A 25,665-nucleotide genomic window follows, 5' to 3' on the forward strand; every position below is an offset into this window, starting at 1 on the left:
GTGATTTTCAGACTGCCAACGGCGGTCGGGCATAAGCGGACAGGGTCGGCAGTCCGAAAATCACCCAGCCCCCGGAGCACCCACCCCCGGAACCGCCCCCGGCGTCACCCACCCTCCCGAGAGCCCCCCGAAGAAGACCCCCGCAACGCCCGCTCCAGATCCCGAAGGGCCACCCCCACCAACCGCGTCCCCGCCCGCACCACATCCCGCTGCACCCCTGCCGCCCCCGCCTCCAACCCCGCCTCCAACCGCGCCTGCGCCTCCCGCACCGCCCCGAACTCCACCGGCCGCCCCGTCAGCAACGCCCCCGCCGCCAGCGCCGTCGCCAACCGCAGCTCCTCCGCGTACTCCGCCGCCCCCGGCACGGGCTCCGCGTCGGCGGCCGGCAGATGCGCCTCCAGCAGCACGGCCGCCCGCCCCAGGTGCCCCACCGCCGCCCGCGCCCGGTCGATCTGCCGCCGGCTCACCCCGGTCAGCCCGGACTCGTGCCGCCCCGGTTCGGCGTCCGCCCGCTGCATCGCCTGGAGCAGCTCGGACCGCGCCTCCCGCGAGTCCAGCAGCGCCGACCGCACCACCCGCCCCCGCGGCGTGGCCGGCTGCTCGTAGCAGGCGACGACGGCCGCCGCGTACCGTCCGGCCGCCGCCAGCCACTCGGCGAGCCGCTCCCCGAGCCGGGCGGTCTGCCAGGTCGGGAACAGCGCGTACGTCAGCAGCGCCAGCGATCCGCCGAGCAGGGTGAGCCCGACCCGTTCGAAGGCCGTCTGCAGCGGGTCCCCGGCCTGCAGCCCGAGCAGGAACACCACGTACGAGGAGATCCCGACCGTGGTCAGCGCGTACCCGGTCCGGAACGCCAGGTAGGCTCCGCCGATGCAGAGGACGGCCAGCGCGGCGAGCACCCATTCGCCGGGGTGGGTCAACTGCACCACCAGCGTGGAGACGGCGACCCCGACCACCGTCCCGGCCAGCCGGGCGACGCCCCGGCTGTAGGTCTGGGCGAAGTCCGGCCGCATCACCATGGCCGCGGTCATCGGCGCCCAGTACCCGTGGTGGAACCCGGCCAGCCGGGCCAGCAGGTAGGCGCCGGTGACCACCGCGGCCAGCCGGACGGCGTGCTGGAAGATCGCCGAGCGCGGCCGCAGCTGCCGCCGCACGGCCCGCAGCGCGACCGGCAGCATCCGGGAGATCGACGGCTTGTGCAGCGCCCCGCCGGCCCCGACCACCGGCGTGGTGATGGTGTCCTCGTCGCCGCGGTCCAGGGTGTCCGCGGCCTTGCGCAGCAGGCCGCCCAGCCGCCGGGCCGAGCGCCGCGCCGCGCCCTGGAGCTGCACGCCCTGGTCCGGCCGGACGAGGGTCAGCGTCGGCGCCGAGCGGGGGAGTCGGACCGGGTCGCCGGTGCGGACGGCCCGGGCGAGGGCGTCCATCACCTCGGCGGCGGCGGCCAGCACCTCGCGGGCCCGGTCGCGTTCCGGGCCCTCCTCGGGGGCGCCCACCTTGGGGTCGGCGAGCGCGGCGAGGGTGGGGCGGATGCGTTCGGCGATGCCGCGCAGGCCGCGCAGTTCGGGCGGCCGGTGGCGGTCCTGCCAGGGGGTCACGGCGGAGGCGTGCCGGGCGGTCATGAACGGTTCGGGGTCCACGTGCGCGGTCGGGTCCTGCCGCAACCGGCGCGCGTAGTCGGCGAGTTCGGCGTAGGTGTCGGCGAGGGCGGCCCGCTGGGCGGTCCAACTCCCGATCGGCCAGAGGGTGATGACGACGGCCTGGACGACCCCGCCGAGCGTGGCGACCAGCCCGTGGCCGAGCGCCGCGGTCGCGCTGACCGGGAGTTGGACCACGATCAGCATCACCGAGAGGGTGTTGGCGGTGACCACTCCGGCGGTCGGCCCGATCGCCCAGGCGAGGCCGGCGCCGAAGGCCCACACCGCGAGCAGCACCGGGAACAGCCCGTACACCCCGGCCGCCAGGTAGCCGAGGAAGGTGCTGACCCCGAGCCCGACCCCGGCGGCCACGGCCAGGCTGGCGCGGGGCCGGAAGCTGCGCTGGAAGGTGGCCGAGCCGGCGATGAACGCGCCCATCGCGGCCGAGGTGGCGAGCCCGACCCCGCCCAGGGCGAGGGTGGGGAAGAGCACCAGCGCCACGGCGACGGCGCCGCGCAGCGCCCGCTTGGGGTCGGTGAGCGCACGGTCCAGGGTGAGTCCGGTCCGCGCGGTGTCGCGAAGGGCGGCGAACCAGGACATACCGACATCCTAGGCGGCGGGTGCCCGCACCATCCGCCGCCGTACCCGGTCGAGCCGCGCCGCCGCCCAGAGCAGTGCTCCGGTCGGCAGGAACACCGCGTCCGCCGCGACCATCGCGAGCGAGAACACCGGCAGCCCGAGCACCACCGCTATCCCGAGGTGTTCGACCATCAGCACCGCCAGCAGCACGTTCTTGACCCGCCGGTTGAGCAGCGTGAACGGGAAGCCGACCTGGAGGATCACCGTGCCGTACGAGATCAGGAAGACCGGCAGCAGGGCCGCGCCGAACAGCCCGGACAGCCCTGGCCAGGGGGTGAAGTAGTCCAGGTGCAGCGGGTAGTACAGCGCCGTGCCGTCCTGCCAGCGCGAGCCCTGCACCTTGTACCAGCCGGCCGTGGCGTAGACCAGCACCACCTCGACGACGATCACCAGCATCGCGCAGTTGTGCACCATGTTCGCCAGCGCGTCGAGCACCGCCCGCGGCTCGCCCTCCGGCCGCAGCCGGCCGAGCACCCACCAGAGCCCGGCCACCGCCCAGAGCCCCCAGAACAGCGGCGCCCATCCGAGGTACGGGAAGGTCGGTGCGGTCCAGGTGAGGCTGTCCCCGGAGAAGTCACCGGCCTGACAGACCGCCAGCGCCGCACCGAGCACCACCCAGAGCACCGCTCCGGCCCGGCCCGGCCGGGGCCGTCGCGCGTCCAGCGACCAGACCTCGGCGCAGCGGGTGAAGACCAGGTAGACCGCCATCAGGTGGACGATGTTGTCCCCGCCGTCGCCGAGGAAGACGTTGCGGTTCTGCAGCGACAGCACGGTGACCAGGAACAGCACCGTGGCCGCCCTGGTCCGCCAGCCCAGCAGCACCGCCAGGGCGGCCAGCAGGGCCAGCAGGTAGACCAGTTCGAACCAGGGCCGCCCGCCGAACCAGGGCAGCACGGTGAACGCCCCGTTGTCGGCCAGCAGCTGCCGGGCGAGCCCGGTCGACCAGGGCGAGCGGTCGCCGTACAGCACCCGGCGGTTGGGCCACTCGCGCAGCAGGTAGGCGAGCCAGACCAGCCCGAAGCCGATCCGCACCGCCGCGGCCTGGTGCCGTCCGAGCGCCCGCCCGGTGAACGCCGCCATCGCCCGCCCGAGGACCGCCACCGGCCCGCGCGCCGACGGCACCGCGGCGGGCGGCACCGCGACGGCCGGCGCGGCGGCGGACCACGGCCCGCCCTGCCGCGGGATCCCGTCCACCGTGCTCGCCGTCACCGGCCCGACCGGCCCGACCGAATCAACCGGCCCGACCGGATCGACCGGATCGACCGGCGCCGAAGCCTCGTTCACCCCAACCCCCGGTAGTCCTCGTCCCCGACCGGCCACCACGGCAGCTCCCGCACCGTGGGCGCGGGCGGCGCGGCCTCCCCGCTCCAGGCCGGTGGCGGCACGATGGCGGTGGTCACCCGGAACTCGATCTCCAGGACCCGCTCGCCGTCCACCGTCCGCCCGATCCGCTGCAGCGCGATCCGCTTGAGGTACTCCTCGGCGAGCCGGCCGCGCGGGTTGGTGAGCCGCTCGTCCTGCGGGTCGTGCGAGCCGTCGTAGAAGTCCCAGGCGCGGCGCAGCAGGTTCTGGTCGACGTGGCTGGGCGCCGGGTTGTCCCGGATCGCGGCGATGTCCCGGGCGGTCAGCCCGATCCAGTCCCGGGTCCGGGTGGCGCCGCCGTCCGCGACGGTGCGCACCCGGGCGTCGACGTACGCGTTCTGCTGCAGCGGGTTGGGCGCGAACAGCTTCCAGTTCTGCTCGAACTCCGGGTACACCACCCCGTCGACCTCGGCCTGGTACTGCCGGGACAGCGTGTTGGCGGGCGCGACGTGCAGGAACACCGCGGCCAGGAAGAGTCCGGTGCCGGTCGCCAGCACCGCGGCGGCCAGTCCGAGGACCAGCTGGGCGGGCCCCGACCAGACGCGTCCGGGGGCGGCCCGGTCCGTACTCTCCGTCATGGGCCCCCGCCCGATCGGCGCGCCGCCGGCCGGCACCGGCGCGTCGCGCGCCCATCCTGCCCTACCCGTCACCGGACGGGCGCCGCGCCCTACAGGACGAAGGCCGCCTGACCGGTGCTGCTGACCATCGGACGGCCCGCGCCCTCCCAGGCGTACATCCCGCCGTCCACGTTCACCGCTTCCCGGCCCTGCTGCACCAGGTACTGGACGACCTGCGCGGAGCGGCCGCCGACCCGGCAGAGCACGTACAGCTTCTCGTCCGGCAGCTCACCGATCCGGGCGATCACCTCGCCGATCGGGATGTGCAGCGCGCCGTCCACGTGGCCGGCGTCCCACTCGTCCTGCTCGCGCACGTCCAGCAGGGCGGCGTCGGCCGGCACGGAGGCGGCGTCGGTGGTGGGGATCTGCGCGAACATCGTGTGGCTCTCCTGGGCTCGGTACGGATCGGTGCCATTCTCGCCCACCGTCGGCGCCCCGTGGGCACCGAGCAGCCGCTCCAGCTCGGCCTGCTGGGCGGCGGCCTTGGCCAGCAGCTCCTCGGCGAGCTGCTCCAGCAGGCGGTCCGGGTCCTGCGGGGCGAGGAGGAGCAGTTGGCCCATCGGGGTCTGCTCCAGCCGGACCTGCTCGGTGGCGGTCTCGGTGATCTTGGCGGTCAGCCAGTCCAGCCGGCGGCGCAGCCAGCCCAGCCGGTCGGGGGAGTCCACGGCGGGCGCGGCCTCCGGTGCGGTGGACCACTCGGCGGACAGGTCCGCCAGCGCGGCGGTGTCCCCGTACGCGTAGGCCTCGTTGACCCGGACCAGGAAGTCCGCCCGGCGCTGCTGCTCGTCCCGGTCGGTGGTCAGGTCCGGGTGGGCGCGGCGGACCAGCTCGCGGTAGATCCGCTGGGCCTCCTTCCCCGGCCGGACCCGGGCCGGGGCCGCGGGCGGCGGCGGGGCGACCTCGTCGGCCCCCTCGCCGGACCGCTTCTCCCGGTTCTCCCGGACGGAGTCGAACAGCGCGTCCAGGTCGGGCAGTTCCTCGACCTGCCGGCGCGCCTCGGCGGCCCGGCGCCGGTCCTCGGGGTCGCCGGTGCGGGCCGCGACGGCCTCGGCGACCAGCGCGTCGAGCTCGTCCAGCCGGGCGTACAGCGGGCCGAGCAGCTGGTGGTGGATCAGGGCGAAGTTGTCGATCTCGACCCGCAGCGTCTGCACGTCGACGTCCATGGTCAGCCAGGCGAGCTCGGCCGCGGCGACCCGCTCCTCCAGCTCCTGCTGCTCCGGGTCCGTCCAGCGAACGGGGCTCTCCGCGGTCACGATCTCGCCTCTGTCTCGTCCGGCCGGCTGGGTCCTGCGGAGCCGCCGCACGGGCGGCCCGGCCTGCCACCCTACCGCCGCGTTCCGGGGCTCCGTCCGGGTGAAGCGGGCGTACGAACCGGCGCGCGGCACGTGACACGCAACCGATCCTGATGAATCTCCCCGTTTCGGTGTCGAGCCCGGCCCGGTCCGTGCTTCGCTGGTATCCGCACAGCGTGCCTTCCTCCGGAGAGACGGTCGCCTCCAGGCGTGGCGGCCAGGCGGGAGCAGACCGAATCCATGGTGGCCGAGTCCAACTCCACACCGCTGCCGGCGGGCGCCGGGACCGCGCCGGGCGACCCTCCGACCGGAGTGGCCGCCCTGGTCCGCCTCGCCCTCGTACTGGTCGACCGGAGCGGCCGGATCGCCCTGTGGAGCCGGGCCGCCGAGGAACTCTTCGGGCACCGCGCCGAGGCCGTCACCGACCGCCCGGCCTCCGGCCTGCTGCCCGCCCTGGAGTCCCGGGTGCTCGACCGCTGCGCGGTCCGCCGGCGCTGCGACGCCCTGGACACCCTGGCCGAGCTGACCGCCGCCGGCCGCCCCTGGGCCGGTGGGCTGACCGTGACCGACCGCGAGGAGCACCGGCGCGACGTGCTCTGGTGGGCCTACCCGCTGCCCGGCCCGTCCGGCGGGCTGCTCGCCCTCGCCGCGGACGCCCGTCCGCTGCGCACCACCGGGCCCCGGCTGGCGCTCGGCGAGCGGCTGCTGCCGTTCGCGGCCGCGCCCGCCGCCCGGGGCGGCTTCCACGGACTGTCCGCCGCCCTCACCCGGCCCGTCGCCGAGCTGCCCGAGCCGCTGGCCCGGCTGCTGCCCGCCGCCCACCGGGCGGCGCTGCGCGCGGCGGTGGCCCCGGGCGGGCTGCCGGCCCTGCGGCTGGACCCGGTCACCGTGCTACCGGTGCTGCCCTCCGACCCGCAGACCGGCACCGCACACGTGGCCGCCGGCCTGGGCCGCCGCTACCCGACGCCCCAGCAGCGCGCCGCCCGGCTCGGTCCGCCGCCCCAGGCCGAGCACTCCGCACCGGGCCGCCGCCCGCTCGGCCCACTGCCCGCCCAGCGCGAACCGGTCCCGCCCGAACCGGCCGCCCAGTCACCGGCCGGCCAGTCGCCGACGGCCCAGACACCGACCGCCCCCGAGTCGAGACGGCGCGAAGCCCCCGCCCGCCCCGCCCCGTCCCCCGCCCCCGTCCGGGAGGCGCCCCCACGCACCGGAGGAGGAGCCGCCATCGAGCAGCAGGCCGCCGTCGAGTCGTCCGTCCACGGCCTCCCGCCGCGCCGCGCCGACCAGGCCCCGCCCGGCACCGTCCCCGCCGGTGCCGAGGCCCCGTCGAGCGGCCGGCTGAGCCCGTTCCTCACCAACGGGCAGGCCGGCGAGCAGCTGGCCCTGCTGAACGAGGTCGGCGGCAAGGTCGGCACCACCCTGGACCTCGGCTTCACCGCCCACGAGCTGTGCCAGGTGCTGGTCCCCCGGGTCGCCGACTTCGCCTGCGTGGACCTCGTCGACGGCCTGATCTCGGACTCCGAGCTGCCGGTCGCCCGCCCGGACGACGACACCATGCTGCGCCGGGTCGCCCTGGTCTTCAACGAGGCCGGCGGCGCCTGGGACCACGTGCTCTCCGAGGGCTCGCTGGTCAGCATGCCGCGCCGGACCCCGCCCGGGATGGCCCTGCAGCTGAACCAGCCGGTGCTGGTCCCGGTGGTCAGCGCGGACGTCGCGGTCGACTACGCGATCGCGCTCGGCGGCGCCCGGCTGGCCCCGGTGGTCTCCGGCCGCTCGATGCTGGTGGTCCCGCTGTCCGCCCGGGGCACCGTGCTGGGCATCCTCAAGCTGCTCCGGCTGCCGGACCGCGCCCCCTTCGACGAGAGCGACGCCGCGACCCTGAAGGAGCTGGCCGTCCGGGCCGCGCTGTCGCTGGACAACGCCCGGCTGCACCGCGCCGAGGCCAGGGTCGCCACCACCCTGCAGCGCTCGATGATCCCGACCCGGCCGCCGCAGATCCCCGGCGTGCAGATCGCCCACCGCTACCTGCCCGGCGATCCGAAGGCGGAGGTCGGCGGCGACTGGTTCGACGCGATCCAGCTGCCCGGAAGCCGGGTCGCCCTGGTGGTCGGCGACGTGATGGGCCACGGCATCCACTCGGCCGCCGCGATGGGCCGCTTCCGCACCGCGATGCAGACCCTGGCCGCCCTCGACCTGCCGCCCGGCCAGCTGCTGCGGCACCTGGACAACCTGGCCCAGAAGCTCGGCGACGACCACCTGGCCACCTGCCTGTACGCGGTCTACGACCCGATCAACCGCACCTGCGAACTGGCCAGCGCCGGCCACGTCCCACCCGTCCTGGTGCACCCGGACGGCACCGGCGAGCTGCTGGAGATCCCGGCCGGCGCCCCGATCGGCGTCGGCGGGGTGCCGTTCGTCGCCAAGACCATCGACGTCTCGGACGGTTCGATGCTGGTGCTCTGCACCGACGGACTGGTCGAGGTCCGCGGCGGGGACATAGGAGCCGGCCTGGCCGCGCTCTGCGGCAACCTGATCGACCCCCAGCAGAGCCCCGAGCAGGCCTGCGACGAGGTGCTGCGGCGGCTGCACTCGGACGACCGCAAGGACGACGTCGCCCTGCTGGTGGCCCGCTTCGACGGGGTCGCCCCGTCCGAGGTGGCCACCTGGGACCTCACCGTGGACCAGCGCGAGGTCCGCCGGGCCCGTTCACTGGTCCGCGAGCAGCTGGCCGCCTGGCACCTGGAGGCGCTCAGCGACACCACCGAGCTGCTGGTCAGCGAGCTGGTCACGAACGCCGTCCGGGTCGCCCGGGACCGGGTGCAGCTCCAGCTGATCCGGGTGGACAAGCTGATGGTCGAGGTCAGCGACGACAACCACAACCTGCCCTCGCTGGAGCCGGCCGAGCAGCTCGGCGAGACCGGCCGCGGCCTCACCCTGGTCGCCAAGCTCGCCGAGCACTGGGGCACCGCCCGCAAGGCGGTGGGCAAGGTCGTCTGGTTCGAGCTGCCCCTCCCGCACGCGTGACGGCCGCGCACCGGAGACATCCGGTACGCGGCCGACGGACGGGAGGGAGCGCGGCTCAGGGGATGAGGGCCCCCGCCGAACGGCGCCGGGCCTCCGCCGCGACCTCCCGGGAGGCGGCGGTGGCCACCGAGGTGGCGGCGCCGACCCCGGCCAGCACCCGCGGCCAGAAGTCCCCGAAGACCTCGACCGAGACGGCGATCAGCAGCGCGGTGATCACCGCGACCACGTGCTCCAGACCGGCCAGGTTCGGCAGCACGACCGCCTCGCCGACCATCAGGACGACCACCGTGCCGGCGGTGAACCAGGCCCGGGTGCGGAACGCGATGCAGATCGCCAGCGCCACCACAGCGGCCGACGGCCCGGTGTCCCGCACGTAGGCGACCCACTTCGGGAAGCCGAACACGTGGCCCGGCCCGATCGCCACCCCGACCCGGGCGAACAGCGTGCCCGCCAGGGTGCAGGCGTAGGCGACCACCAGGGTCATCCGCCGCCCGAGCACCACCTCGGCGATCGCGAACACCACGAACACCTGGGCCAGCGCCCCCCAGACCGGCAGGTCCAGCGCCGGCACGTACAGCGACAGCGGAGTGCGCAGCAGCGAGACGTCCAGTGGCAGCGAGGCCCGCACCACCCCGATGTGGTTGACGAAGCGCTCGCCGCCCGGCAGGTGCTGGACGATGCTGAACAGCAGGATCAGAAACGTCGCCACCGTGGCCAGCGGGAAGGCCGCGAACCGCTTGCGCAGCACCGCTTCCCGGACCGTCAGGTACAACGTTCCCCACTCGGCGACAGCGGCCGCTCTGACTCGCGTCAGCGGCCCCTTTCGCACGCCCCCCGCGTGGGTCCTGTGAATCACAACCGTTTCTCCTGAATCCCCGAACTCGTCAGCTACTCCAACATTAGAAGCCTGTTAACAAATCCACATCGGCATGGATGGGGATCGAGGTCATCCTCAGGAGGGAGAAGGATCCCCCCTCCGGACCCCCCTTATGGCCGATGGCCCCCCTCCGCCCCCCGACGGAGGGCTACCCCTTCCCGTCCCGCGCCGACACCGGCACCCGGGGCGCCACCACGGTGGGCCCGGCGTGCCGACGACGGAACAGGGCGGGCAGGCTCGGCGCGACGATGAATCCCTCGGCGCGCGCGCTCGCGATGCCGATCCGCGGAATCTCGCTGCTCTTCTCGAACAGCAGGTACCGCGGTTCCCAGATCGGCCGGTACTTGGCGTTCGCGCGGTACAGCGATTCGATCTGCCACCAGCGCGAGAAGAACCCGAGGACGGAGCGCCACAGCCGCAGCACCGGGCCGGCGCCGAGCCGCGAGCCGCGCTCGAAGACCGAGCGGAACATCGCGAAGTTCAGCGAGACCCGCTTCAGCCCGACCTCCTCGGCGCGCTGCAGCAGCTCGATCACCATGAACTCCATCAGGCCGTTCTCGGTGTCCCGGGCCCGGCGCATCAGGTCCAGCGAGAGCCCGTCCGGGCCCCACGGGACGAAGCTCAGCAGCGCCTTGAGCTCGCCCTCGCCGTCACTGCACTCCAGCATCACGCAGCGGCCGTCGCCCGGGTCGCCGAGCCGGCCCAGCGCCATCGAGAAGCCGCGCTCGGTCGCCCCGTCGCGCCACTCGTCGGCCTTGGCCACCAGCGCCGCCATCTCCGCCTCGGAGATGTCCTCGTGGCGGCGGATCCGCACCGTGTACCCGGCCCGCTTGACCCGGTTGTACGCCTGCCGGACCACCCGCATCGCCCGGCCGTCCAGCGAGAACTCGTCCAGCTCGACGATCGCCTCGTCGCCCAGTTCCAGCGCGTCCAGGCCGTGCCGGGCGTAGATCACCCCGGCCTCCTCGGAGGCGCCCATCACGGCCGGCGCCCAGGCGTGCTCGCGGGCCTCGGACAGCCAGGCCTCGATCGCCCCCGGCCAGGCCTCCGGGTCGCCGATCGGGTCGCCCGAGGCCAGCGAGACCCCGCCGATCACCCGGTAGGTCACCGCCGCCTTGCCGCTGGGGGAGAAGACCACCGCCTTGTCCCGGCGCAGCGCGAAGTAGCCCAGCGAGTCCCGCTCGCCCTGCTTGTCCAGGAGGCCGCGCAGCTTGGCCTCGTCCTCGGGGTTGAGCAGCTCCTTGCCGCGCGGGCTGCGGAAGGCCACGTAGAGCACCAGCAGGAACAGCACCGCGCCCATCGCGTTGATCGCCGCGTTCACCCAGGTCGGGGCGGCGATCACGGAGCGCAGGTGCTCGGTCGGGGTGATGGTGATCATCCGGCCGACCGAGTAGCGGAAGAGGTCCCACCAGCCGGCGCCGTCCAGCTCGTTGGTCAGCCAGACCAGCAGCGCGCCGACCGCGCCGCCGAAGAACAGCCCGCCGACGAAGGTGGCCGCCGCGGTCTTCGGGTTGGAGCGGTCACCCTTGGAGGTGAACTCCTTCCGCCCGATCAGCAGCGCCAGCACGAACAGGCAGGTCAGGATGGTGGAGATGTAGTTGAGCGGGTGCTTGTTGAAGCGCTCGCCGGGCAGCAGCATGACCGCCAGGTAGAGCACGGCGAAGAGGCTGCCGAGCGCCGCGTTGAAGATCCACGCGGCCCGCTTGCGGCGCCGCATCGCGACCGCGAGGAAGATCGAGAGCACCGCCGCGGCCAGACCGGAGGTCATCAGGTACGGGGTGAAGTACTCACCCTCGTTGTGCTCGGAGACCTGGTCGCGCCACGGCACCAGCAGCACGGTGGTCACGTTCAGCAGCGCCAGCAGCCGGAGGTACCAGACGGATGCGGCGGCGGCCCTGGGGCGCCAGCGGTCGAGCGGCCCGGTGGGACGCGGACCGGCGGAGGTTGCGGACGGCTCCGACTTCACAATGGACGACACAGCTCAATTCCAAACGATCAGATGGTGGGGCGCATCCGCACACGGCCCGGCGCCGGGCGCCCGCACGGGCCCGACGGACTGACCGGCCGCCCCCGCCCACCGACCGCCCGCTTCGAGCGGCAGGCCGGAAAAAGGCAGCCAACTCCATGGTTCCGCACCATTCCTGAGAATTGCGTGAACCGGGTAGCGGATTCCCACCCCCGCCGTTCGGCGGGGGTGCCGATCCCGCACGGGTTCGGCGCCCCGCACCGGCTACCCCTACCCTCAAAAGCGACCCCCGCGGACCGACCGAACCCGGCCGCCCGAACCGAGGAGGCACCATCACCACCACCCGCGTGCTGATCGTCGACGACGAGATCCTGGTCCGTTCGGGCCTCGGCCTGATCGTCGGGTCCGCCCCCGACCTGGAGGTGGTCGGCGACTGCTCCGGCGGGCAGGCCGAGGAGCACGTCCACCGCCTGCGCCCGCACGTGGTGCTGCTCGACATCCGGATGCCGGACCTGGACGGCATCTCCGTGCTGCGCCGACTGCGCGCCCTGCCCGACCCGCCCGCCGTCGCGATGCTCACCACCTTCGACAGCGACGAGTACATCGGCACCGCGCTGCGGGCCGGCGCGACCGGCTTCCTGCTCAAGGACACCGCCCCCGAGCAGCTGGTGCACGCCGTCCGGGTGCTCGCGGCCGGCGGCAACATCCTCTCCCCGACCGTCACCCGCACCGTGATCGGCGGCTACGTGGACGGCGGCGGCCCGGACGCCGAGGCCACCGTGCTGGCCCGCACCCTGACCGGCCGGGAGCTCGACGTGCTCGCCCTGCTCGGCGAGGGCCTGTCCAACGCCGAGATCGCCGACCGGCTCTTCCTCGGCACCGGCACGGTCAAGGACCACATCAGCGCGATCCTCGGGAAGCTCGGTGCCGCCAACCGGGTGCAGGCCGCGGTGCTCGCCCACCGGGCCGGCCTGGTGCGGCCCAAGCCCGGCGACGGGGCATGACGGCCGCCGACCAGCTGCCGTCCCGCCGGCTGCCGGCCTGGTGCACCGCCCCCTGGCTGATGCTGCTGCTGCCCGTCCTGTACTCCCTGCTGGACGCCGCGCTGGTGGCCCGGGACGCCACCTGGTGGCAGGTGACGCTCTCCACGCTGGCCGCCGTCGCGCTGTTCTGGCGCCGCCGCTTCCCGGTGGCGGTGCTGCTGCTCACCATGCCCGGCACCTGGGTCGAGGCGATCTGGCTGGCCCCGATCACCGCCGTCTACACGGTGGCCGCCGAGCGCCCCAGACCCCGGGTGCTGTTCCCCTGCGCGGCGCTGTTCACCCTGGTCGACTTCTTCCACTGGCCGCTGCCGAACCCACTGATCGACCTCAGCCGGAGCACCGCCCTGGACGCCATCCAGGCCGTGATGCTGGCCGCCGGCCCGGCCGCCACCGGCCTGCTCTCCCGCACCCGCCGGGAACTGGCCGCCCGCCTGGACGAGCTGACCCGCGGCCAGGAACGGGAGAGCCGGCTGCTCGCCGAGCGGGTGCTGATCAGCGAGCGCGGCCGACTGGCCCGGGAGATGCACGACGTGGTCTCGCACCAGGTCAGCCTGATCAGCATCCAGGCCGGTGCGCTCCAGGTGAGCACCGCCGACCCGGCCGCCGCGACCGTCGCCCGCACCATCCGCGAACTGTCCGTACGGACCCTGGACGAGCTGCGCCAGATGGTCGGGGTGCTGCGCGGCACCGGCGGACCGCGGCCGGACGCCCCGCTCGCCCCGCAGCCCCGGCTGGCCGACCTGCCCCGGCTGATCGAGGAGAGCGGCCTGACCGCCGACACCGAACTGAACCCGGGTGACCGCCCGTGGCCGGAGGCGGTCGAGCGGGCCGCCTACCGGACGGTCCAGGAGGCGCTCACCAACATCACCAAGTACGCGCCGGAGGCGGTGGTGCACGTGAAGGTCCGGGCGAAGGGCCGCCGACTGCGGGTCGAGGTCCGCAACGAGGCGCCACCGGTCAGCCCGGCCGAGATCCTGCCGGGCGGCGGCCACGGCCTGGTCGGCCTGCGCGAGCGCGCCCAGCTCCTCGGCGGCACCCTCACCGCCGGCCCCACCCAGGACGGCGGCTTCGAGGTCCGCGCCGAACTCCCGGCCAGCCCCTCCTGACCCGGTGCGATCGCCGGTCCGACCACCGGTCCGGGCGGCCGGCCGTCCGGACAACGAGAAAGCCCCGCAGATCCGAAGATCTGCGGGGCTTCGCTGTGCGCGAGGGGGGAGTTGAACCCCCACGCCCTTTCGGGCACTGGAACCTGAATCCAGCGCGTCTGCCTATTCCGCCACCCGCGCAAGGGTGTTGTCTTCGTTGCCGTCCGATCCTCGGAACCGCTCGGTACCATGTGGCCCTCGGCGCTTCCTCGGTCCGGCTCCCTTTTGGGCGGCCCTTCCGACGTGGAAAACATTAGCACGACCTGGGGGGCTGCTCCGAATCCGTTTCCCGGGGAGACCGACCACGTCCGAACGGCTGCGCGACGAACGGGCGACCGAACGGCGGCGGGCGGTTCCGACGGACACGCCTGGCGTCCCGCACCCGGAATGCGTCACCCTGTGTGTCCGAGCCCACCCCCCGGCACCACGCGGTCCGGGAACCGTACGGAAGGGCCCGGCGTGGATACGATCAGTACGGAAGTACCGCAAGTAGGCACGACCGGCCTCGCGGAGGAGCACTCCGCGGCGGGGCCGGACCGGCAGGCAGGCGAACGAACCCTGGAAGGGGGTGCCCCATGGGGATGCTGAAGAAGTTCGAGCAGCGGCTGGAGGGTCTCGTCAACGGCACCTTCGCCAAGGTGTTCAAGTCCGAGGTCCAGCCCGTGGAGATCGCCGGCGCTCTGCAGCGCGAGTGCGACAACAACGCGAGCATCTGGAACCGCGACCGCACCGTCGTGCCGAACGACTTCATCGTCGAGCTCAGCCCGCACGACCACGAGCGGCTCAGCCCCTACTCGGGACAGCTCGGCACCGAGCTCGCCGGCATGGTCCGCGAGTACGCCGAGGCCCAGCGGTACACCTTCATGGGGCCGCTCCAGGTGAACCTGGAGCAGGCCGACGACCTGGACACCGGCCTGTACCGGGTGCGCAGCCGCACCCTGGCGGCCGAGGAGCCCCAGCAGTACGCCCCGCCGCAGCCCGGCTACGACCGCCAGCCGGCCGCACCCGCCCCCGGCGCACCGTGGCAGCAGACCGGCGCCGGACAGTACGGCGCGCCCCCGCAGCCCCCCGCACCCCCCACGCCCCCGGCGATGCCCCCGGGCCCGCCGGCCGGCGGCAACGTCCGCGCCTTCCCGGGCGCCGGGCACGGCGCCTCGGTCCGCCGCTGGGTCGAGGTGAACGGCGCCCGCCACCAGATCACCGGTGCGGCCTGCGTGCTCGGGCGCTCGACCGAGGCGGACGTGCGGATCGACGACCCCGGGGTCTCCCGCAAGCACGCCGAGATCCGTCCGGGCACCCCTTCGATGGTCCTCGACCTGGGCTCCACCAACGGCATCGTGGTGGACGGACAGCACACCCAGCGCGCTACGCTCCGCGACGGCTCCCGAATCGTCGTGGGCTCCACCACCATCGTCTACCGGCAGGTCGAAGGGTAGTGTCCGAGTTGTTCGCGCGCCTCGCTCACCAACTGGCGGGACGGCCATGTCAGAACTGACCCTCACGGTCATGCGGCTGGGCTTCCTGGCCGTGCTGTGGCTGTTCGTCATCGTCGCGATCCAGGTGATCCGCAGCGACCTGTTCGGTACCAAGGTGAACCCCCGCACCTCCCGCCGCGGTGCCGGCGCGGGCGCCCCGGCCGGCAACGCCGCCGCGGCCACCGCGCCCCCCCGCCGGGCCGCCGCACCCGCCCCCGGCAACGCCGGCCCGGGGCAGACCCAGGGCGGCGGCGGCCGCCGCCGCGGCGCCCCGACCCAGCTCGTGGTCGTCCAGGGCTCGCTGGCCGGGACCACGGTCGCGCTGCAGGGGCAAACCATCACGCTCGGCCGGGCCCACGACTCCACCATCGTGCTGGACGACGACTTCGCGTCCTCCCGGCATGCCAGGATCTATCCGGATCAGACTGGGCAGTGGACGGTCGAGGATCTAGGCTCCACCAACGGCACCTATCTGGACCGGCAGCGCCTGACCGCGCCCACCCCGCTCCAGCCGGGCACGCCGATCCGTATCGGTAGGACCGTCATCGAACTGCGGAAGTAGTAGCGCATGAGGGACAGCATCCCGTCCATGACCCAGAGGGGGGCACAGGCCGCATGACCCTGGTGCTGCGCTTCGCCGCCGGCTCCCACAAGGGACTGATCCGGGAGGGGAACGAGGACTCCGGCTACGCGGGGCCGCGGCTGCTGGCCGTGGCCGACGGCATGGGCGGCGCCGCGGCCGGCGAGGTCGCGTCCTCCGAGGTGCTCGGCTCGATCGTCCGACTGGACGAGGACGTGCCGGGCGCCGACCTGCTGACCCTGCTCGGTGACGCCGTCCAGGGCGCCAACGACCGGCTCCGGCAGATGGTCGAGGAGGACCCGCAGCTGGAGGGCATGGGCTGCACCCTGACCGCCATGCTGTGGACCGGCCAGCGGATGGGCATGGTGCACGTCGGCGACTCCCGCGCCTACCTGCTGCGCGACGGCTCGCTGGTGCAGATCACCCAGGACCACACCTGGGTGCAGCGGCTGGTCGACGAGGGCCGGATCACGCCCGAGGAGGCCGAGACCCACCCGCAGCGCTCGCTGCTGATGCGGGCGCTGGACGGCCGCGGCCAGGTCGAGCCCGACCTGTCGATCCGCGAGGTCCGGGCCGGCGACCGCTACCTGATCTGCTCCGACGGCCTCTCCGGCCCGGTCAGCCACCAGACCCTCCAGGACACCCTCGGCAGCTACTACTCGCCCGAGCAGACCGTGCAGGAGCTGATCCAGCTCGCACTGCGCGGCGGCGGTCCGGACAACATCACCTGCATCGTGGCGGACGTCATCGACGTGGGTGCCACGGACACCATGAGCGGCCAGTTCAACGACGTCCCGGTGGTGGTCGGCGCGGTCGCCGACACCCCGCCGTCCTCGGCCGCCGACCACTCGATCGCGGACACCCCGGCCGGCCGGGCGGCCGGCCTGGGCCGCGGCCCGCAGGGCGCCTTCGGCCCGGCCGAGGGCTACGGCGCCGGCCAGGGCGGCTTCGGCCCCGCCGAGGGCTACGAGGGCGAGGACGGCTACGGCTACCCCGCCGAGCCCTCGGTGTACGGCACCGAGGAGTTCGACGAGGAGCAGCCCCCCAGGCGCAAGCGCCGGGGCCTGACCGTCTCGCTGGCCGTCCTGGTCACCCTCGGCCTGCTCGGCGGCGCCGGGTACTTCGGCTACCAGTGGACCCAGGACCAGTACTACGTCGGCGAGGACGGCGACCACGTCGCCATCTACCAGGGCGTCAACCAGAACCTGGCCGGGCTGAGCCTGTCCTCGGTGCACGACTCGTACACCGACACACCGCTGAAGTGGCTGCCGCAGGACCAGCGGGCGCAGGTGAACCGGACCATCACGGTCGGCAGCCTCGACGAGGCCAAGAAGACGGCGGGCGGCCTCCAGGACTGGGCCAAGCTGTGCCAGAAGGCCGCCACGGTCGGCAGCGGCGGCACGGCCCCGCAGGGCGGCCAGCCGGGCCAGGCCACCAAGGCCGCGTTCGTGGCCGCCACCCCGGCCACCCCGGGCGAGCGGGAGAAGCCCCGCAACCCGACGGCCGCGCCGACCACCTCCCCGTCCCCGACCGCCCCGGCCGCCGGCGCCCCGACGCCGAACGCCACCCCCCCGGCGGCCGCCGCCCCGACCGAGCAGCCCCAGCAGCCCCAGCTGTCCGACGACGAACGCAGTCGGGCCGAAGCCTGCCCGAAGCAGTGACGTCCGTGATCCGACATAGGTCCGCCCGGAGCGGGCCCGCCGGCCGGCAGGGAGCGGTCACCACGTGAGCAGCTACGACCTGAGCGGTGACACCGAGCACGTCGGCGGCCGACGCCGGGCGTCGGCCGGGCGTGCCGTGCCGCGGCGCCGGGCCAACACCACGATCTCGCTCCAGGGCGCCCCGAACCGGCGCAACACCGAGCTGGCCCTGCTGGTCTTCGCGGTCCTGCTGCCGATCCTGGCGTACGCCAACGTGGGCCTGGCGATGGACTCCCGGATGCCCGCCGGAATGCTCGGCTACGGCCTCGGCATGGGCTCGCTGGCACTGGTCGCGCACCTGCTGGTGCGCCGCTTCGCGCCGTACGCCGACCCGCTGATGCTGCCGATCGCCACCCTGCTGAACGGGCTCGGCGTGGTGATGATCTGGCGGCTGGACAAGGCCGGGCACCTGCTCAGCGGCAACTTCCCGGCGGCCCGCAACCAGCTGATCTGGTCCGCCCTCGGGGTCGCGCTGTTCATCGGCGTGATGGTCTTCCTGAAGGACCACCGGGTGCTCCAGCGCTACACCTACATCTCGATGGTGCTGGCGCTGGTGCTGCTCGCCGCCCCGGCCTTCTTCCCGGCCCGGGCCGAGGACTTCGGTGCGAAGATCTGGATCCGGATGGGCGGCTTCTCCATCCAGCCCGGCGAGTTCGCCAAGATCATCCTGACCGTGTTCTTCGCCGGCTACCTGATGGTCAAGCGGGACGCCCTGGCGCTGGCCAGCCGCCGCTTCATGGGCCTGTACCTGCCGCGCGGCCGCGACCTCGGCCCGATCATCGTGATCTGGCTGCTCAGCCTGCTGATCCTGGTCTTCGAGAACGACCTCGGCACGTCCTTCCTGTTCTTCGGCCTGTTCGTGGTGATGCTCTACGTCGCCACCGAGCGCACCAGCTGGATCCTGTTCGGCCTGCTGATGTCGGTCGGCGGCGCCGTGATGGTGGCGATGACCACCAGCCACGTCAAGGTCCGCATCGACGCCTGGCTCGACCCGATGGCCGCCTTCTCGGCGCACCCGCCGAAGGGCGCCACCGAGCAGATCGGCCAGTCGCTGATGGCGCTGGGCTCCGGCGGGATGACCGGCTCCGGCCTGGGCCAGGGCCGCTCCTGGCTGATCAACTTCGCCGCCAAGAGCGACTTCATCCTGGGCTCCTTCGGCGAGGAGCTCGGACTGACCGGCCTGATGGCGATCTTCCTGCTGTACGCCCTGCTGGTGCAGCGCGGCCTGCGCACCGCCGTCGCCGCCCGCGACCCCTTCGGCAAGCTGTTCGCCGTCGGACTCGCCTCGGCGATGGCACTGCAGGTCTTCGTGGTGGCCGGCGGGGTCACCGGACTGATCCCACTGACCGGTATGACCATGCCGTTCCTCGCACAGGGCGGTTCGTCCGTGGTCGCCAACTGGGCGCTGGTCGCGATCCTGCTGAAGATCAGCGACAGCGCCCGCCGTCCCGGGGTCGAACCGACCCCGGTCACCGAGGGCCAGGGAGGACCCGCCCGATGAACAAGCCGATCCGACGGGTCTCGATCTTCTGCCTGGTGCTGATCCTGGCACTGATGGTGCGCACCAACTGGGTGCAGGGCGTCCAGGCCGACTCCTGGGCCTCCAACGTGAACAACAAGCGCCAGCTGTACGACCGCTACGCCCACCCGCGCGGCAACATCATCGTCAGCGGCCAGCCGGTGACGAACTCGGACTTCGTGAACGGCCTGCGCTACAAGTACAAGCGCTCCTGGGTCGACGGCCCGATGTACGCCCCGGTCACCGGCTACTCCTCGCAGGCGTACGGCTCCAGCCAGCTGGAGAACCTGGAGGACGGCATCCTCTCGGGCACCGACGACCGACTGTTCTTCCGCAACACCCTGGACATGCTGACCGGCGAGCAGAAGCGCGGCGGCGACGTGGTCACGACCATCAACGCCAAGGTCCAGAAGGCCGCCTTCGACGGCCTGGGCGACAAGAAGGGCGCGGCGGTCGCGATCGACCCGAAGACCGGCGCGATCCTGGCCCTGGTCTCCACCCCGTCCTACGACCCGGGCACCTTCGCCGGCGGCGACAGCGGCGACACCAAGGCCTGGCAGGACCTCAACGCCGACCCCAACAAGCCGATGCTGAACCGGGCGCTGCGCGAGACCTACCCGCCCGGCTCGACCTTCAAGCTGGTCACCGCCACCGCCGCGTTCGAGAACGGCCTCTACCAGGGCATCGACGACGTCACCCAGACGCCGGACCCGTACACCCTGCCCGGCACCCAGACCGTGCTGAAGAACGAGAGCCCCAACGAGCGCTGTGAGAACGCCACCGTCAAGTCCGGGATGGACCAGTCCTGCAACACGGTGTTCGCCAAGATGGGCGCGGACCTCGGCAAGGACAAGATGCGCGCGCAGGCCGAGAAGTTCGGCTTCAACAGCACGATCGACACCCCGGTCCGCTCCGAGAAGAGCATCTTCCCGGACAGCCCCAGCAAGGACGGCACGGCCCAGGACTCGATCGGCCAGCACGACACCCGCGCCACCCCGCTGCAGATGGCCATGGTCTCCGCGGCGATCGCCAACAACGGCAGCCTGATGCAGCCGTACCTGGTCGACCAGGAGCGCTCGGCCTCGCTGACCACCATCTCCAAGCACACCGAGAAGCAGTTCTCCCAGGCGATGAGCCCGGCCACCGCGCAGAAGATGCAGGACCTGATGGTCTCCGTGGTCGAGAACGGCACCGGCGGCAACGCCAAGATCCCCGGCCTCCAGGTCGGCGGCAAGACCGGTACCGCCCAGCACGGCGAGGACAACGCCGGTCTGCCGTTCGCCTGGTTCACCTCCTGGGCCAAGACCCCGGACGGCCAGTCGGTCGCGGTCGCGGTGGTGGTCGAGGACGGTTCCCAGAACCGCGACGGCATCAGCGGCGGCCGCCTCGCCGCCCCGATCGCCAAGGCGGTGATGCAGGCCGCACTCGGCAAGTAGGGGTGAGGCGAAGGTCACGATCGGCACCCCGGTCCGGATACCGGTCTGATATCGGCCGACGGCTGACTCCGGTCCGGTGCGGTGCGACCGGTAGCGTATCCGCCAGCAGCGGGTGTGCCCGTTGCCGCCCGCGAGGCGGCGCACGGCCCGGCCGGAGAACCGGTCGGGGCTCGCGCGGCGTCACCCAGAGCGTGCGGGGACACCTACGTCACAACCTCACCGGCGGGTGAGGGAGAGGGTCGGAACTATGGAAGAGCCTCGTCGCCTCGGCGGCAGGTACGAGCTCGGCGGCGTCCTCGGGCGCGGCGGCATGGCCGAGGTGTACCTCGCCCATGACACCCGGCTCGGCCGTTCCGTCGCAGTGAAGACGCTCCGGGCCGACATGGCCCGGGATCCGTCGTTCCAGGCCCGCTTCCGCCGCGAGGCACAGTCGGCGGCGTCCCTGAACCACCCCGCGATCGTCGCCGTCTACGACACCGGCGAGGACTACATCGACGGGATCTCCATCCCGTACATCGTGATGGAGTACGTCGAGGGGTCGACGCTGCGCGAGCTGCTGCACTCCGGCCGCCGGCTGCTGCCCGAGCGGGCGCTGGAGATGACCATCGGCATCCTCCAGGCCCTGGAGTACTCGCACCGGGCCGGCATCGTGCACCGCGACATCAAGCCGGCCAACGTGATGCTGACCCGGCAGGGCAACGTCAAGGTCATGGACTTCGGCATCGCCCGTGCGATGGGTGACGCCGGGATGACCATGACCCAGACCTCGGCCGTGATCGGGACCGCCCAGTACCTCTCCCCCGAGCAGGCCAAGGGCGAGCAGGTCGACGCCCGGTCCGACCTCTACTCCACCGGCTGCCTGCTCTACGAGCTGCTGACCGTCCGCCCGCCGTTCGTCGGCGACTCCCCGGTCGCGGTGGCCTACCAGCACGTCCGGGAGGAGCCGCAGCCGCCGTCGGTCTTCGACCCCGAGGTGCGCCCCGAGATCGACGCGATCGTGCTCAAGGCGCTCGCCAAGGACCGCGACTACCGCTACCAGAGCGCCGACGAGATGCGCGACGACATCGAGCGCTTCCTCGACGGCCTCCCGGTCGCCGCCGCCCAGCAGGCCGCCGCCTACGGCATGGGCCCGGCCGGCTACGGCTACGACCAGAACGGCTACCCGCAGCAGCACGACCCGTACGGCCAGACCAACATGATGCCGCAGCAGCCCGGCGGCGGCCCGACCACGCTCCTGCCGCAGGCCGCGGGTTACCAGGACGACGGCTACGGCCAGACCTCCGGCGGTGCCCACGGCGGCGGCCACGACGGCTACGACGACGGCTACGGCCAGGGCGGCGGCCGGCGCGGCGACGACCGGCAGAAGAAGAGCAACACCTCCTGGATCGTGCTGGCGGTGGCCGCCGTGCTGGTCCTGGTCGGCACCTTCTTCGTGGCCCAGGCGATGTTCAGCGACAAGGGCACCAAGGACACCCCGAAGGTGTCGGCGCCGAACCTGGTCGGCAAGAGCCTGGCGGACGCCAAGACCGCCGCCGCCGCGGTCGGCCCGAAGCTCGTGGTCACCGAGGGCGACAAGATCGCCTGCCCGGACACCAACATCAAGAAGGACCAGGTCTGCACCCAGACCCCGACGGCGGGCACCTCGGTCTCCGAGGACGCCCACATCACCGTCCAGGTCTCCTCCGGTCCGGCCAAGACCCAGATCCCGGCCGTGACCGGCAAGACCAAGGACCAGGCGATGCAGGCCCTGGCGGCGGCCGGCTTCACCAACGTCGGCCAGCCCGACTACAAGGACGACGACACCGCCCCGCAGGACACCGTCCTCTCCCAGGACCCCGCGGCCGGCACGCCCGCCGACCCGAGCGCCCCGGTCAAGCTGACGATCTCCCAGGGCAAGGCCAAGCAGACCGTCCCGAACGTGGTCGGCGCGCAGAAGGAAGACGCGCAGAACACCCTGCAGACCGCCGGCTTCCAGGTCGACGCCTCCAAGACCACGCCGACCAGCGACCCCACCAAGATCAACACGGTCGCCCAGCAGTCGGTCACGCCGAACACCAAGGCCCCGGTCAACACCAAGATCATCCTGACCATCTACAAGGCGCCGGACAAGTCCACCGTCCCGCCGCTGCAGAACCAGAAGCTGTCGGACGCCGTCGCGGCACTGACCAAGGCCGGCCTCGGGTACACCGTGGTCGTCGGCCCGCAGGACAACAACGCGATCGTCATCCAGAGCGTCCCGGGGGCCGGCACCCAGCTGGACCCGAACACCCAGGTGCAGCTGATGACCCGGCCGGCCGATCCGGCCAAAGGGGGGGACACCAACACCACACCCCCCAACAAAGGGGGCAACAACTAAGCCCTTCTTCCCCTGGTTCTGAGACCGGGGCGCAGGAGCGGTGAAACGGCCCGAGGGCCCGTCGCGGTGATCGCGGCGGGCCCTCGGGCCGTTTCCGGCCCGTTCGGGTCAGCGCAGCTCCGGCGGCGGGGTCCGCCGGGCGTCCATGGCGTCCACCCGCACCAGGCTCCCCCAGACCGCCATCCGGTACCGCGAGGTGTACACCGGCGTGCAGGTGGTCAGCGTGATGTAGCGGCCGGGGGCGGTGTAGCCGGAGCTCACCGGAACGGGAGCGACGATGCCGGTGTCGTACTTGGACGTCTCCGGCAGGGTGTTGTCGACCTTGTAGACGTACCACTTGTCCTTGGTCTCGACCACGACCGCGTCGCCCTTGTGGACGGCGTCCAGGTCGTGGAACTTGGCGCCGTGGCCGTCCCGGTGGGCGGCCAGCGCGAAGTTGCCCGTCTCGTCCCAGGGCATCGCGGCCTTGTAGGGCTGCTCGTAGACGCCCGCCACGCCCTCGTCCAGGACCTCGGTGGAGGTGCCCATCCGGATCAGCACCTGGAAGTCCCGGCCCATCGCCGGGACGTGCAGGAAGCCCACGTCGTCCCCGATCGCGGGCGGGGCTGCGGTCGCCCCCGCGCCACCGGGGGGCGTCGGACCGGCGGTCGGGCCCGCCGACCAGGAGTTGCGCAGCTTGTCCCCGGCGGCCGCCGCGGAGCGGTCCGCCTGCACATTGGTCCACCACAGCGAGTAGGCCACGAACAGGCCCAGCACCAGGCCCAGGGTGATCAGCAGTTCGCCGAACACGCCGAGCACGGCCAGCGCCCGGCTGCGGCCCTTCCGCGCCCCCCGTCCGGGCGGGGGGAAGGCCTCCTGGCCCGGCTCGGCCGCCTGCACGGCCCCGTCGTCCTGCATCTGCGGTGCTCCCCCTCCGTAACCGGGCCCGCGGGCTGCTACCCGCCCGTGATCGCGGCCGGCTTGCCCTGGCTGCGCGGCCGGTCCTCGATCATCTTGCCAAAGAGGATGAGGCGGTACTTGGAGGTGAACTCCGGGGTGCACGTGGTCAGCGTGATGTACCGGCCGGGACCGGCGTACCCGGAGCCGTTCGGCACCGGCTTGATGACGCTCACGTTGCTGGGCGGGGTCTGCGGGATGCCCCCGGTGATCTCGTAGGTGTAGTAGCCGGCGGCGGTCTCGACCACGACCTTGTCGCCCTTGCCGAGCTGGTTGATGTACCGGAACGGCTCGCCGTGGGTGTTGCGGTGCGCGGCCAGCGCGAAGTTGCCCGCCTGGTCGCCGGGCATCGCGGTGCCGGGGTAGTGGCCGACCAGGCCCTTGTCGAGCACCGCCGCCTTGTCGGTGCCCTCGGCGATCGGGAACTTCAGCCCCAGCTTGGGCAGGTAGATGATGGCGAAGCCCTTGCCGGGCGCGAACGCCTCCGGCTTGTTCGGGTCCGTGGCGGGCTGGCCCGGGCCGGGCGGCGGCTGGGCGTCCCACTGCTGCTCCAGCTGGTCCCGGGCGCTGCTGGCGGCCGCGTCGGCCTGCACGTTGGTCCACCAGAGCTGGTACGCGACGAACAGCAGCATCACCACGCCGAGGGTGATGCACAGCTCCCCGACGCACCGGGCGGCCACCACGACCGCGGACTCCTTGGGGCGGGCCCCCGCCGCTCCCCGGCCCTTCGCCCGGCGCCGTCCGCCGCCCGCCCGGACCGAGGTCCGGCCCTGGGCGGCCCGGCGGCGCTCGGCCCGGCCGCCGGTGGGCGGGGCGGCCTCGACGTCCGGCTCGCCGCCGCCGTCGAGGGGCAGCCGCAGCTGGAGGGTCTGGTCGGGCAGCCAGGGGTACTCGGGCCCGTCCAGGACGGGCTGCTCGGCCTGCTCGTACACGCCCCAGGCGTCCTCGGCCCCGACCCGGGCCGGCTGCTCCGGCGGGTACGCCCCGCCGTGCTGCGGGGCACCGTACTGCGGGGTCTGCGGGGCGCCGTGCGGCCCGCCGTACTCGGTGCCCTGGTACTGCTGCGGACCTCCGTACGGCCCGGCCTCGGGCTGGTACCGCCCCTCCGGGCGTACCGCGGTCACGCCGCTCAGCCCCGGCCGATCACCGGGGCGAGCCCGGCCGACCGGTCCACGGCCTGCGGGAAGCCGCACTCCGCCAGCCAGTTGGCGAGCATCCGGTGCCCGCCCTCGGTCAGCACCGACTCGGGGTGGAACTGCACTCCCTCGACCAGGAGTTCACGGTGCCGCAGGCCCATGATCACGCCGCTTCCGGTCCGGGCGGTGACCACCAGTTCGTCCGGCACGGTGGCCGGGTCGACGGCCAGCGAGTGGTAGCGGGTCGCGGTCAGCGGCGAGGGCAGGCCCTCGAACACCCCGCCGTCCTCGTGCTCGACCGGCGAGGTCTTGCCGTGCAGCAGCTCCGGCGCCCGGCCGACCACCGCGCCGTACGCGACCGCGATCGACTGCAGGCCCAGGCAGACGCCGAACACCGGCAGCCCGATCCCCGCGCAGTGGTGCACCATCGCGATGCAGACCCCGGCCTCCTCGGGCGATCCGGGCCCGGGGGAGAGCAGCACCCCGTCGAAGCCCTCCTCCCCCGCACGGCGGACGGCGTGTTCGACGGTCACCTCGTCGTTGCGCACCACCTCGCAGGTGGCGCCGAGCTGGTACAGGTACTGGACCAGGTTGAAGACGAAGCTGTCGTAGTTGTCCACGACCAGGATGCGGGGCGGGGTCGACTGGGTGGTCATGCGCGCGTGGTCTCCGTGGGATGCGGTGCTGGGGGGTGTTCCGGGCCCGCCGGGTCAGCCGGCCGCGGCTCCGTCGCCGCCGTCCACTGTGACGTCGCCGAAGGGGAGCAGCGGTTCCGCCCACGGGAAGACGTAGGTGAAGAGGAGGTAGACGATCCCCAGGATCAGGAGCAGCGAGACGACGGCCCGCACCAGGGTGTTCCCCGGCAGGTGGCGCCAGATCCAGCCGTACATGGTGCTCCCTCTAGCTAGCGGACTGGGGACAAGAGTAGACC

The 25,665-nt window shown here is 73.2% G+C and carries 19 protein-coding genes and 1 tRNA gene; 9 read left to right on the forward strand and 11 right to left on the reverse strand.

The features are described 5' to 3' along the window. Positions 1-104: 104 nt before the first annotated feature. The 4 genes from ABTZ03_RS26920 to ABTZ03_RS26935 all read right to left on the reverse strand — a co-directional run bounded on the left by ABTZ03_RS26920 (position 105) and on the right by ABTZ03_RS26935 (position 5,502). Entirely contained in the window at positions 105-2,231 is a 2,127-nt protein-coding gene (locus ABTZ03_RS26920) for an FUSC family protein (protein WP_350515660.1), read from the reverse strand. Between the two features lie 9 nt (positions 2,232-2,240). After that, complete coding sequence (locus tag ABTZ03_RS26925) at positions 2,241-3,479, reverse strand: HTTM domain-containing protein (protein ID WP_502894594.1); 1,239 nt, start codon at positions 3,477-3,479, stop codon at positions 2,241-2,243. Between the two features lie 71 nt (positions 3,480-3,550). Continuing rightward, the gene (locus ABTZ03_RS26930) at positions 3,551-4,210 is read right to left on the reverse strand and encodes a DUF5819 family protein (protein WP_350515661.1); all 660 of its coding nucleotides are present in this window, start codon (positions 4,208-4,210) and stop codon (positions 3,551-3,553) included. Between the two features lie 89 nt (positions 4,211-4,299). After that, positions 4,300-5,502: a rhodanese-like domain-containing protein gene (locus tag ABTZ03_RS26935; RefSeq protein ID WP_350515662.1), complete on the reverse strand. Its 1,203-nt coding sequence runs from the start codon at positions 5,500-5,502 to the stop codon at positions 4,300-4,302. 249 nt (positions 5,503-5,751) lie between these two features. Between ABTZ03_RS26935 and ABTZ03_RS26940 the strand changes: the two genes are divergently transcribed. Continuing rightward, the gene (locus ABTZ03_RS26940; RefSeq protein WP_350515663.1) at positions 5,752-8,565 is read left to right on the forward strand and encodes an ATP-binding SpoIIE family protein phosphatase; all 2,814 of its coding nucleotides are present in this window, start codon (positions 5,752-5,754) and stop codon (positions 8,563-8,565) included. Positions 8,566-8,620: 55 nt separating this feature from the next. Here ABTZ03_RS26940 and ABTZ03_RS26945 read toward each other — a convergent pair whose 3' ends face one another. Continuing rightward, positions 8,621-9,337 carry a hypothetical protein gene (locus ABTZ03_RS26945; protein WP_350515664.1) on the reverse strand — a complete coding sequence of 239 codons (717 nt, stop codon included), beginning with the start codon at positions 9,335-9,337 and terminating at the stop codon, positions 8,621-8,623. 253 nt (positions 9,338-9,590) lie between these two features. Next, the gene (locus ABTZ03_RS26950) at positions 9,591-11,411 is read right to left on the reverse strand and encodes a phosphatidylglycerol lysyltransferase domain-containing protein (protein ID WP_350515722.1); all 1,821 of its coding nucleotides are present in this window, start codon (positions 11,409-11,411) and stop codon (positions 9,591-9,593) included. 347 nt (positions 11,412-11,758) lie between these two features. Between ABTZ03_RS26950 and ABTZ03_RS26955 the strand changes: the two genes are divergently transcribed. Further along, positions 11,759-12,412 (forward strand): response regulator, encoded by a 654-nt coding sequence (locus ABTZ03_RS26955; RefSeq protein WP_502894597.1) that lies wholly within the window; start codon positions 11,759-11,761, stop codon positions 12,410-12,412. Beyond that, positions 12,409-13,557, forward strand: a complete 1,149-nt coding sequence (locus ABTZ03_RS26960) for a sensor histidine kinase (protein ID WP_350515665.1) — start codon at positions 12,409-12,411, stop codon at positions 13,555-13,557. Before ABTZ03_RS26955 ends, ABTZ03_RS26960 begins: the two co-directional genes overlap by 4 nt. A gap of 96 nt (positions 13,558-13,653) precedes the next feature. On the opposite strand, the gene ABTZ03_RS26965 is transcribed toward ABTZ03_RS26960, so the two are convergent. Further along, positions 13,654-13,737, reverse strand: a tRNA-Leu gene (locus ABTZ03_RS26965). Between the two features lie 434 nt (positions 13,738-14,171). Between ABTZ03_RS26965 and ABTZ03_RS26970 the strand changes: the two genes are divergently transcribed. From ABTZ03_RS26970 to pknB, 6 genes are all read left to right on the forward strand, one after another. Further along, positions 14,172-15,032 carry an FHA domain-containing protein gene (locus tag ABTZ03_RS26970; protein ID WP_350515666.1) on the forward strand — a complete coding sequence of 287 codons (861 nt, stop codon included), beginning with the start codon at positions 14,172-14,174 and terminating at the stop codon, positions 15,030-15,032. 46 nt (positions 15,033-15,078) lie between these two features. Then, positions 15,079-15,633: an FHA domain-containing protein FhaB/FipA gene (locus tag ABTZ03_RS26975; RefSeq protein WP_350515667.1), complete on the forward strand. Its 555-nt coding sequence runs from the start codon at positions 15,079-15,081 to the stop codon at positions 15,631-15,633. A gap of 53 nt (positions 15,634-15,686) precedes the next feature. Next, positions 15,687-17,312 (forward strand): PP2C family protein-serine/threonine phosphatase, encoded by a 1,626-nt coding sequence (locus ABTZ03_RS26980; RefSeq protein WP_350515668.1) that lies wholly within the window; start codon positions 15,687-15,689, stop codon positions 17,310-17,312. 136 nt (positions 17,313-17,448) lie between these two features. Further along, a complete protein-coding gene (locus tag ABTZ03_RS26985) occupies positions 17,449-18,852 on the forward strand; it encodes an FtsW/RodA/SpoVE family cell cycle protein (RefSeq protein WP_350515724.1) in 1,404 nt (467 codons plus the stop codon). Next, on the forward strand, positions 18,849-20,306 hold the full coding sequence (locus ABTZ03_RS26990) for a peptidoglycan D,D-transpeptidase FtsI family protein (RefSeq protein WP_350515669.1): 1,458 nt from the start codon (positions 18,849-18,851) through the stop codon (positions 20,304-20,306). Before ABTZ03_RS26985 ends, ABTZ03_RS26990 begins: the two co-directional genes overlap by 4 nt. 247 nt (positions 20,307-20,553) lie before the next feature. Next, the gene (gene pknB / locus ABTZ03_RS26995; RefSeq protein WP_350515670.1) at positions 20,554-22,662 is read left to right on the forward strand and encodes a Stk1 family PASTA domain-containing Ser/Thr kinase; all 2,109 of its coding nucleotides are present in this window, start codon (positions 20,554-20,556) and stop codon (positions 22,660-22,662) included. 108 nt (positions 22,663-22,770) lie between these two features. Here the strand turns inward: pknB and ABTZ03_RS27000 are convergent, their stop codons facing one another. Genes ABTZ03_RS27000 through ABTZ03_RS27015 form a run of 4 tightly spaced genes read right to left on the reverse strand, consistent with a single transcriptional unit; the run spans position 22,771 to position 25,624 of the window. Further along, positions 22,771-23,559 (reverse strand): class E sortase, encoded by a 789-nt coding sequence (locus tag ABTZ03_RS27000; RefSeq protein ID WP_350515671.1) that lies wholly within the window; start codon positions 23,557-23,559, stop codon positions 22,771-22,773. 38 nt (positions 23,560-23,597) lie between these two features. Then, positions 23,598-24,722, reverse strand: a complete 1,125-nt coding sequence (locus tag ABTZ03_RS27005; protein ID WP_350515672.1) for a class E sortase — start codon at positions 24,720-24,722, stop codon at positions 23,598-23,600. Between the two features lie 5 nt (positions 24,723-24,727). After that, entirely contained in the window at positions 24,728-25,390 is a 663-nt protein-coding gene (locus tag ABTZ03_RS27010; protein ID WP_350515673.1) for an aminodeoxychorismate/anthranilate synthase component II, read from the reverse strand. Between the two features lie 54 nt (positions 25,391-25,444). Beyond that, positions 25,445-25,624, reverse strand: coding sequence for a hypothetical protein (locus tag ABTZ03_RS27015; RefSeq protein WP_350515674.1), 180 nt, complete (start codon positions 25,622-25,624; stop codon positions 25,445-25,447). Positions 25,625-25,665 lie beyond the last annotated feature (41 nt).

Source organism: Kitasatospora sp. NPDC096077, assembly GCF_040303245.1.
Lineage (GTDB): Bacteria > Actinomycetota > Actinomycetes > Streptomycetales > Streptomycetaceae > Kitasatospora.

What these genes read in the sequence shown, in the direction of transcription:
- ABTZ03_RS26920 (WP_350515660.1), bottom strand. Translation starts at nt 2,231, where the DNA reads ATGTCCTGGTTCGCCGCCCTTCGCGACACCGCGCGGACCGGACTCACC.
- ABTZ03_RS26930 (WP_350515661.1), bottom strand. Translation starts at nt 4,210, where the DNA reads ATGACGGAGAGTACGGACCGGGCCGCCCCCGGACGCGTCTGGTCGGGG.
- ABTZ03_RS26960 (WP_350515665.1), top strand. Translation starts at nt 12,409, where the DNA reads ATGACGGCCGCCGACCAGCTGCCGTCCCGCCGGCTGCCGGCCTGGTGC.
- ABTZ03_RS26970 (WP_350515666.1), top strand. Translation starts at nt 14,172, where the DNA reads ATGGGGATGCTGAAGAAGTTCGAGCAGCGGCTGGAGGGTCTCGTCAAC.
- ABTZ03_RS26975 (WP_350515667.1), top strand. Translation starts at nt 15,079, where the DNA reads ATGTCAGAACTGACCCTCACGGTCATGCGGCTGGGCTTCCTGGCCGTG.
- ABTZ03_RS26980 (WP_350515668.1), top strand. Translation starts at nt 15,687, where the DNA reads ATGACCCTGGTGCTGCGCTTCGCCGCCGGCTCCCACAAGGGACTGATC.
- ABTZ03_RS26990 (WP_350515669.1), top strand. Translation starts at nt 18,849, where the DNA reads ATGAACAAGCCGATCCGACGGGTCTCGATCTTCTGCCTGGTGCTGATC.
- pknB (WP_350515670.1), top strand. Translation starts at nt 20,554, where the DNA reads ATGGAAGAGCCTCGTCGCCTCGGCGGCAGGTACGAGCTCGGCGGCGTC.
- ABTZ03_RS27000 (WP_350515671.1), bottom strand. Translation starts at nt 23,559, where the DNA reads ATGCAGGACGACGGGGCCGTGCAGGCGGCCGAGCCGGGCCAGGAGGCC.
- ABTZ03_RS27010 (WP_350515673.1), bottom strand. Translation starts at nt 25,390, where the DNA reads ATGACCACCCAGTCGACCCCGCCCCGCATCCTGGTCGTGGACAACTAC.
- ABTZ03_RS27015 (WP_350515674.1), bottom strand. Translation starts at nt 25,624, where the DNA reads ATGTACGGCTGGATCTGGCGCCACCTGCCGGGGAACACCCTGGTGCGG.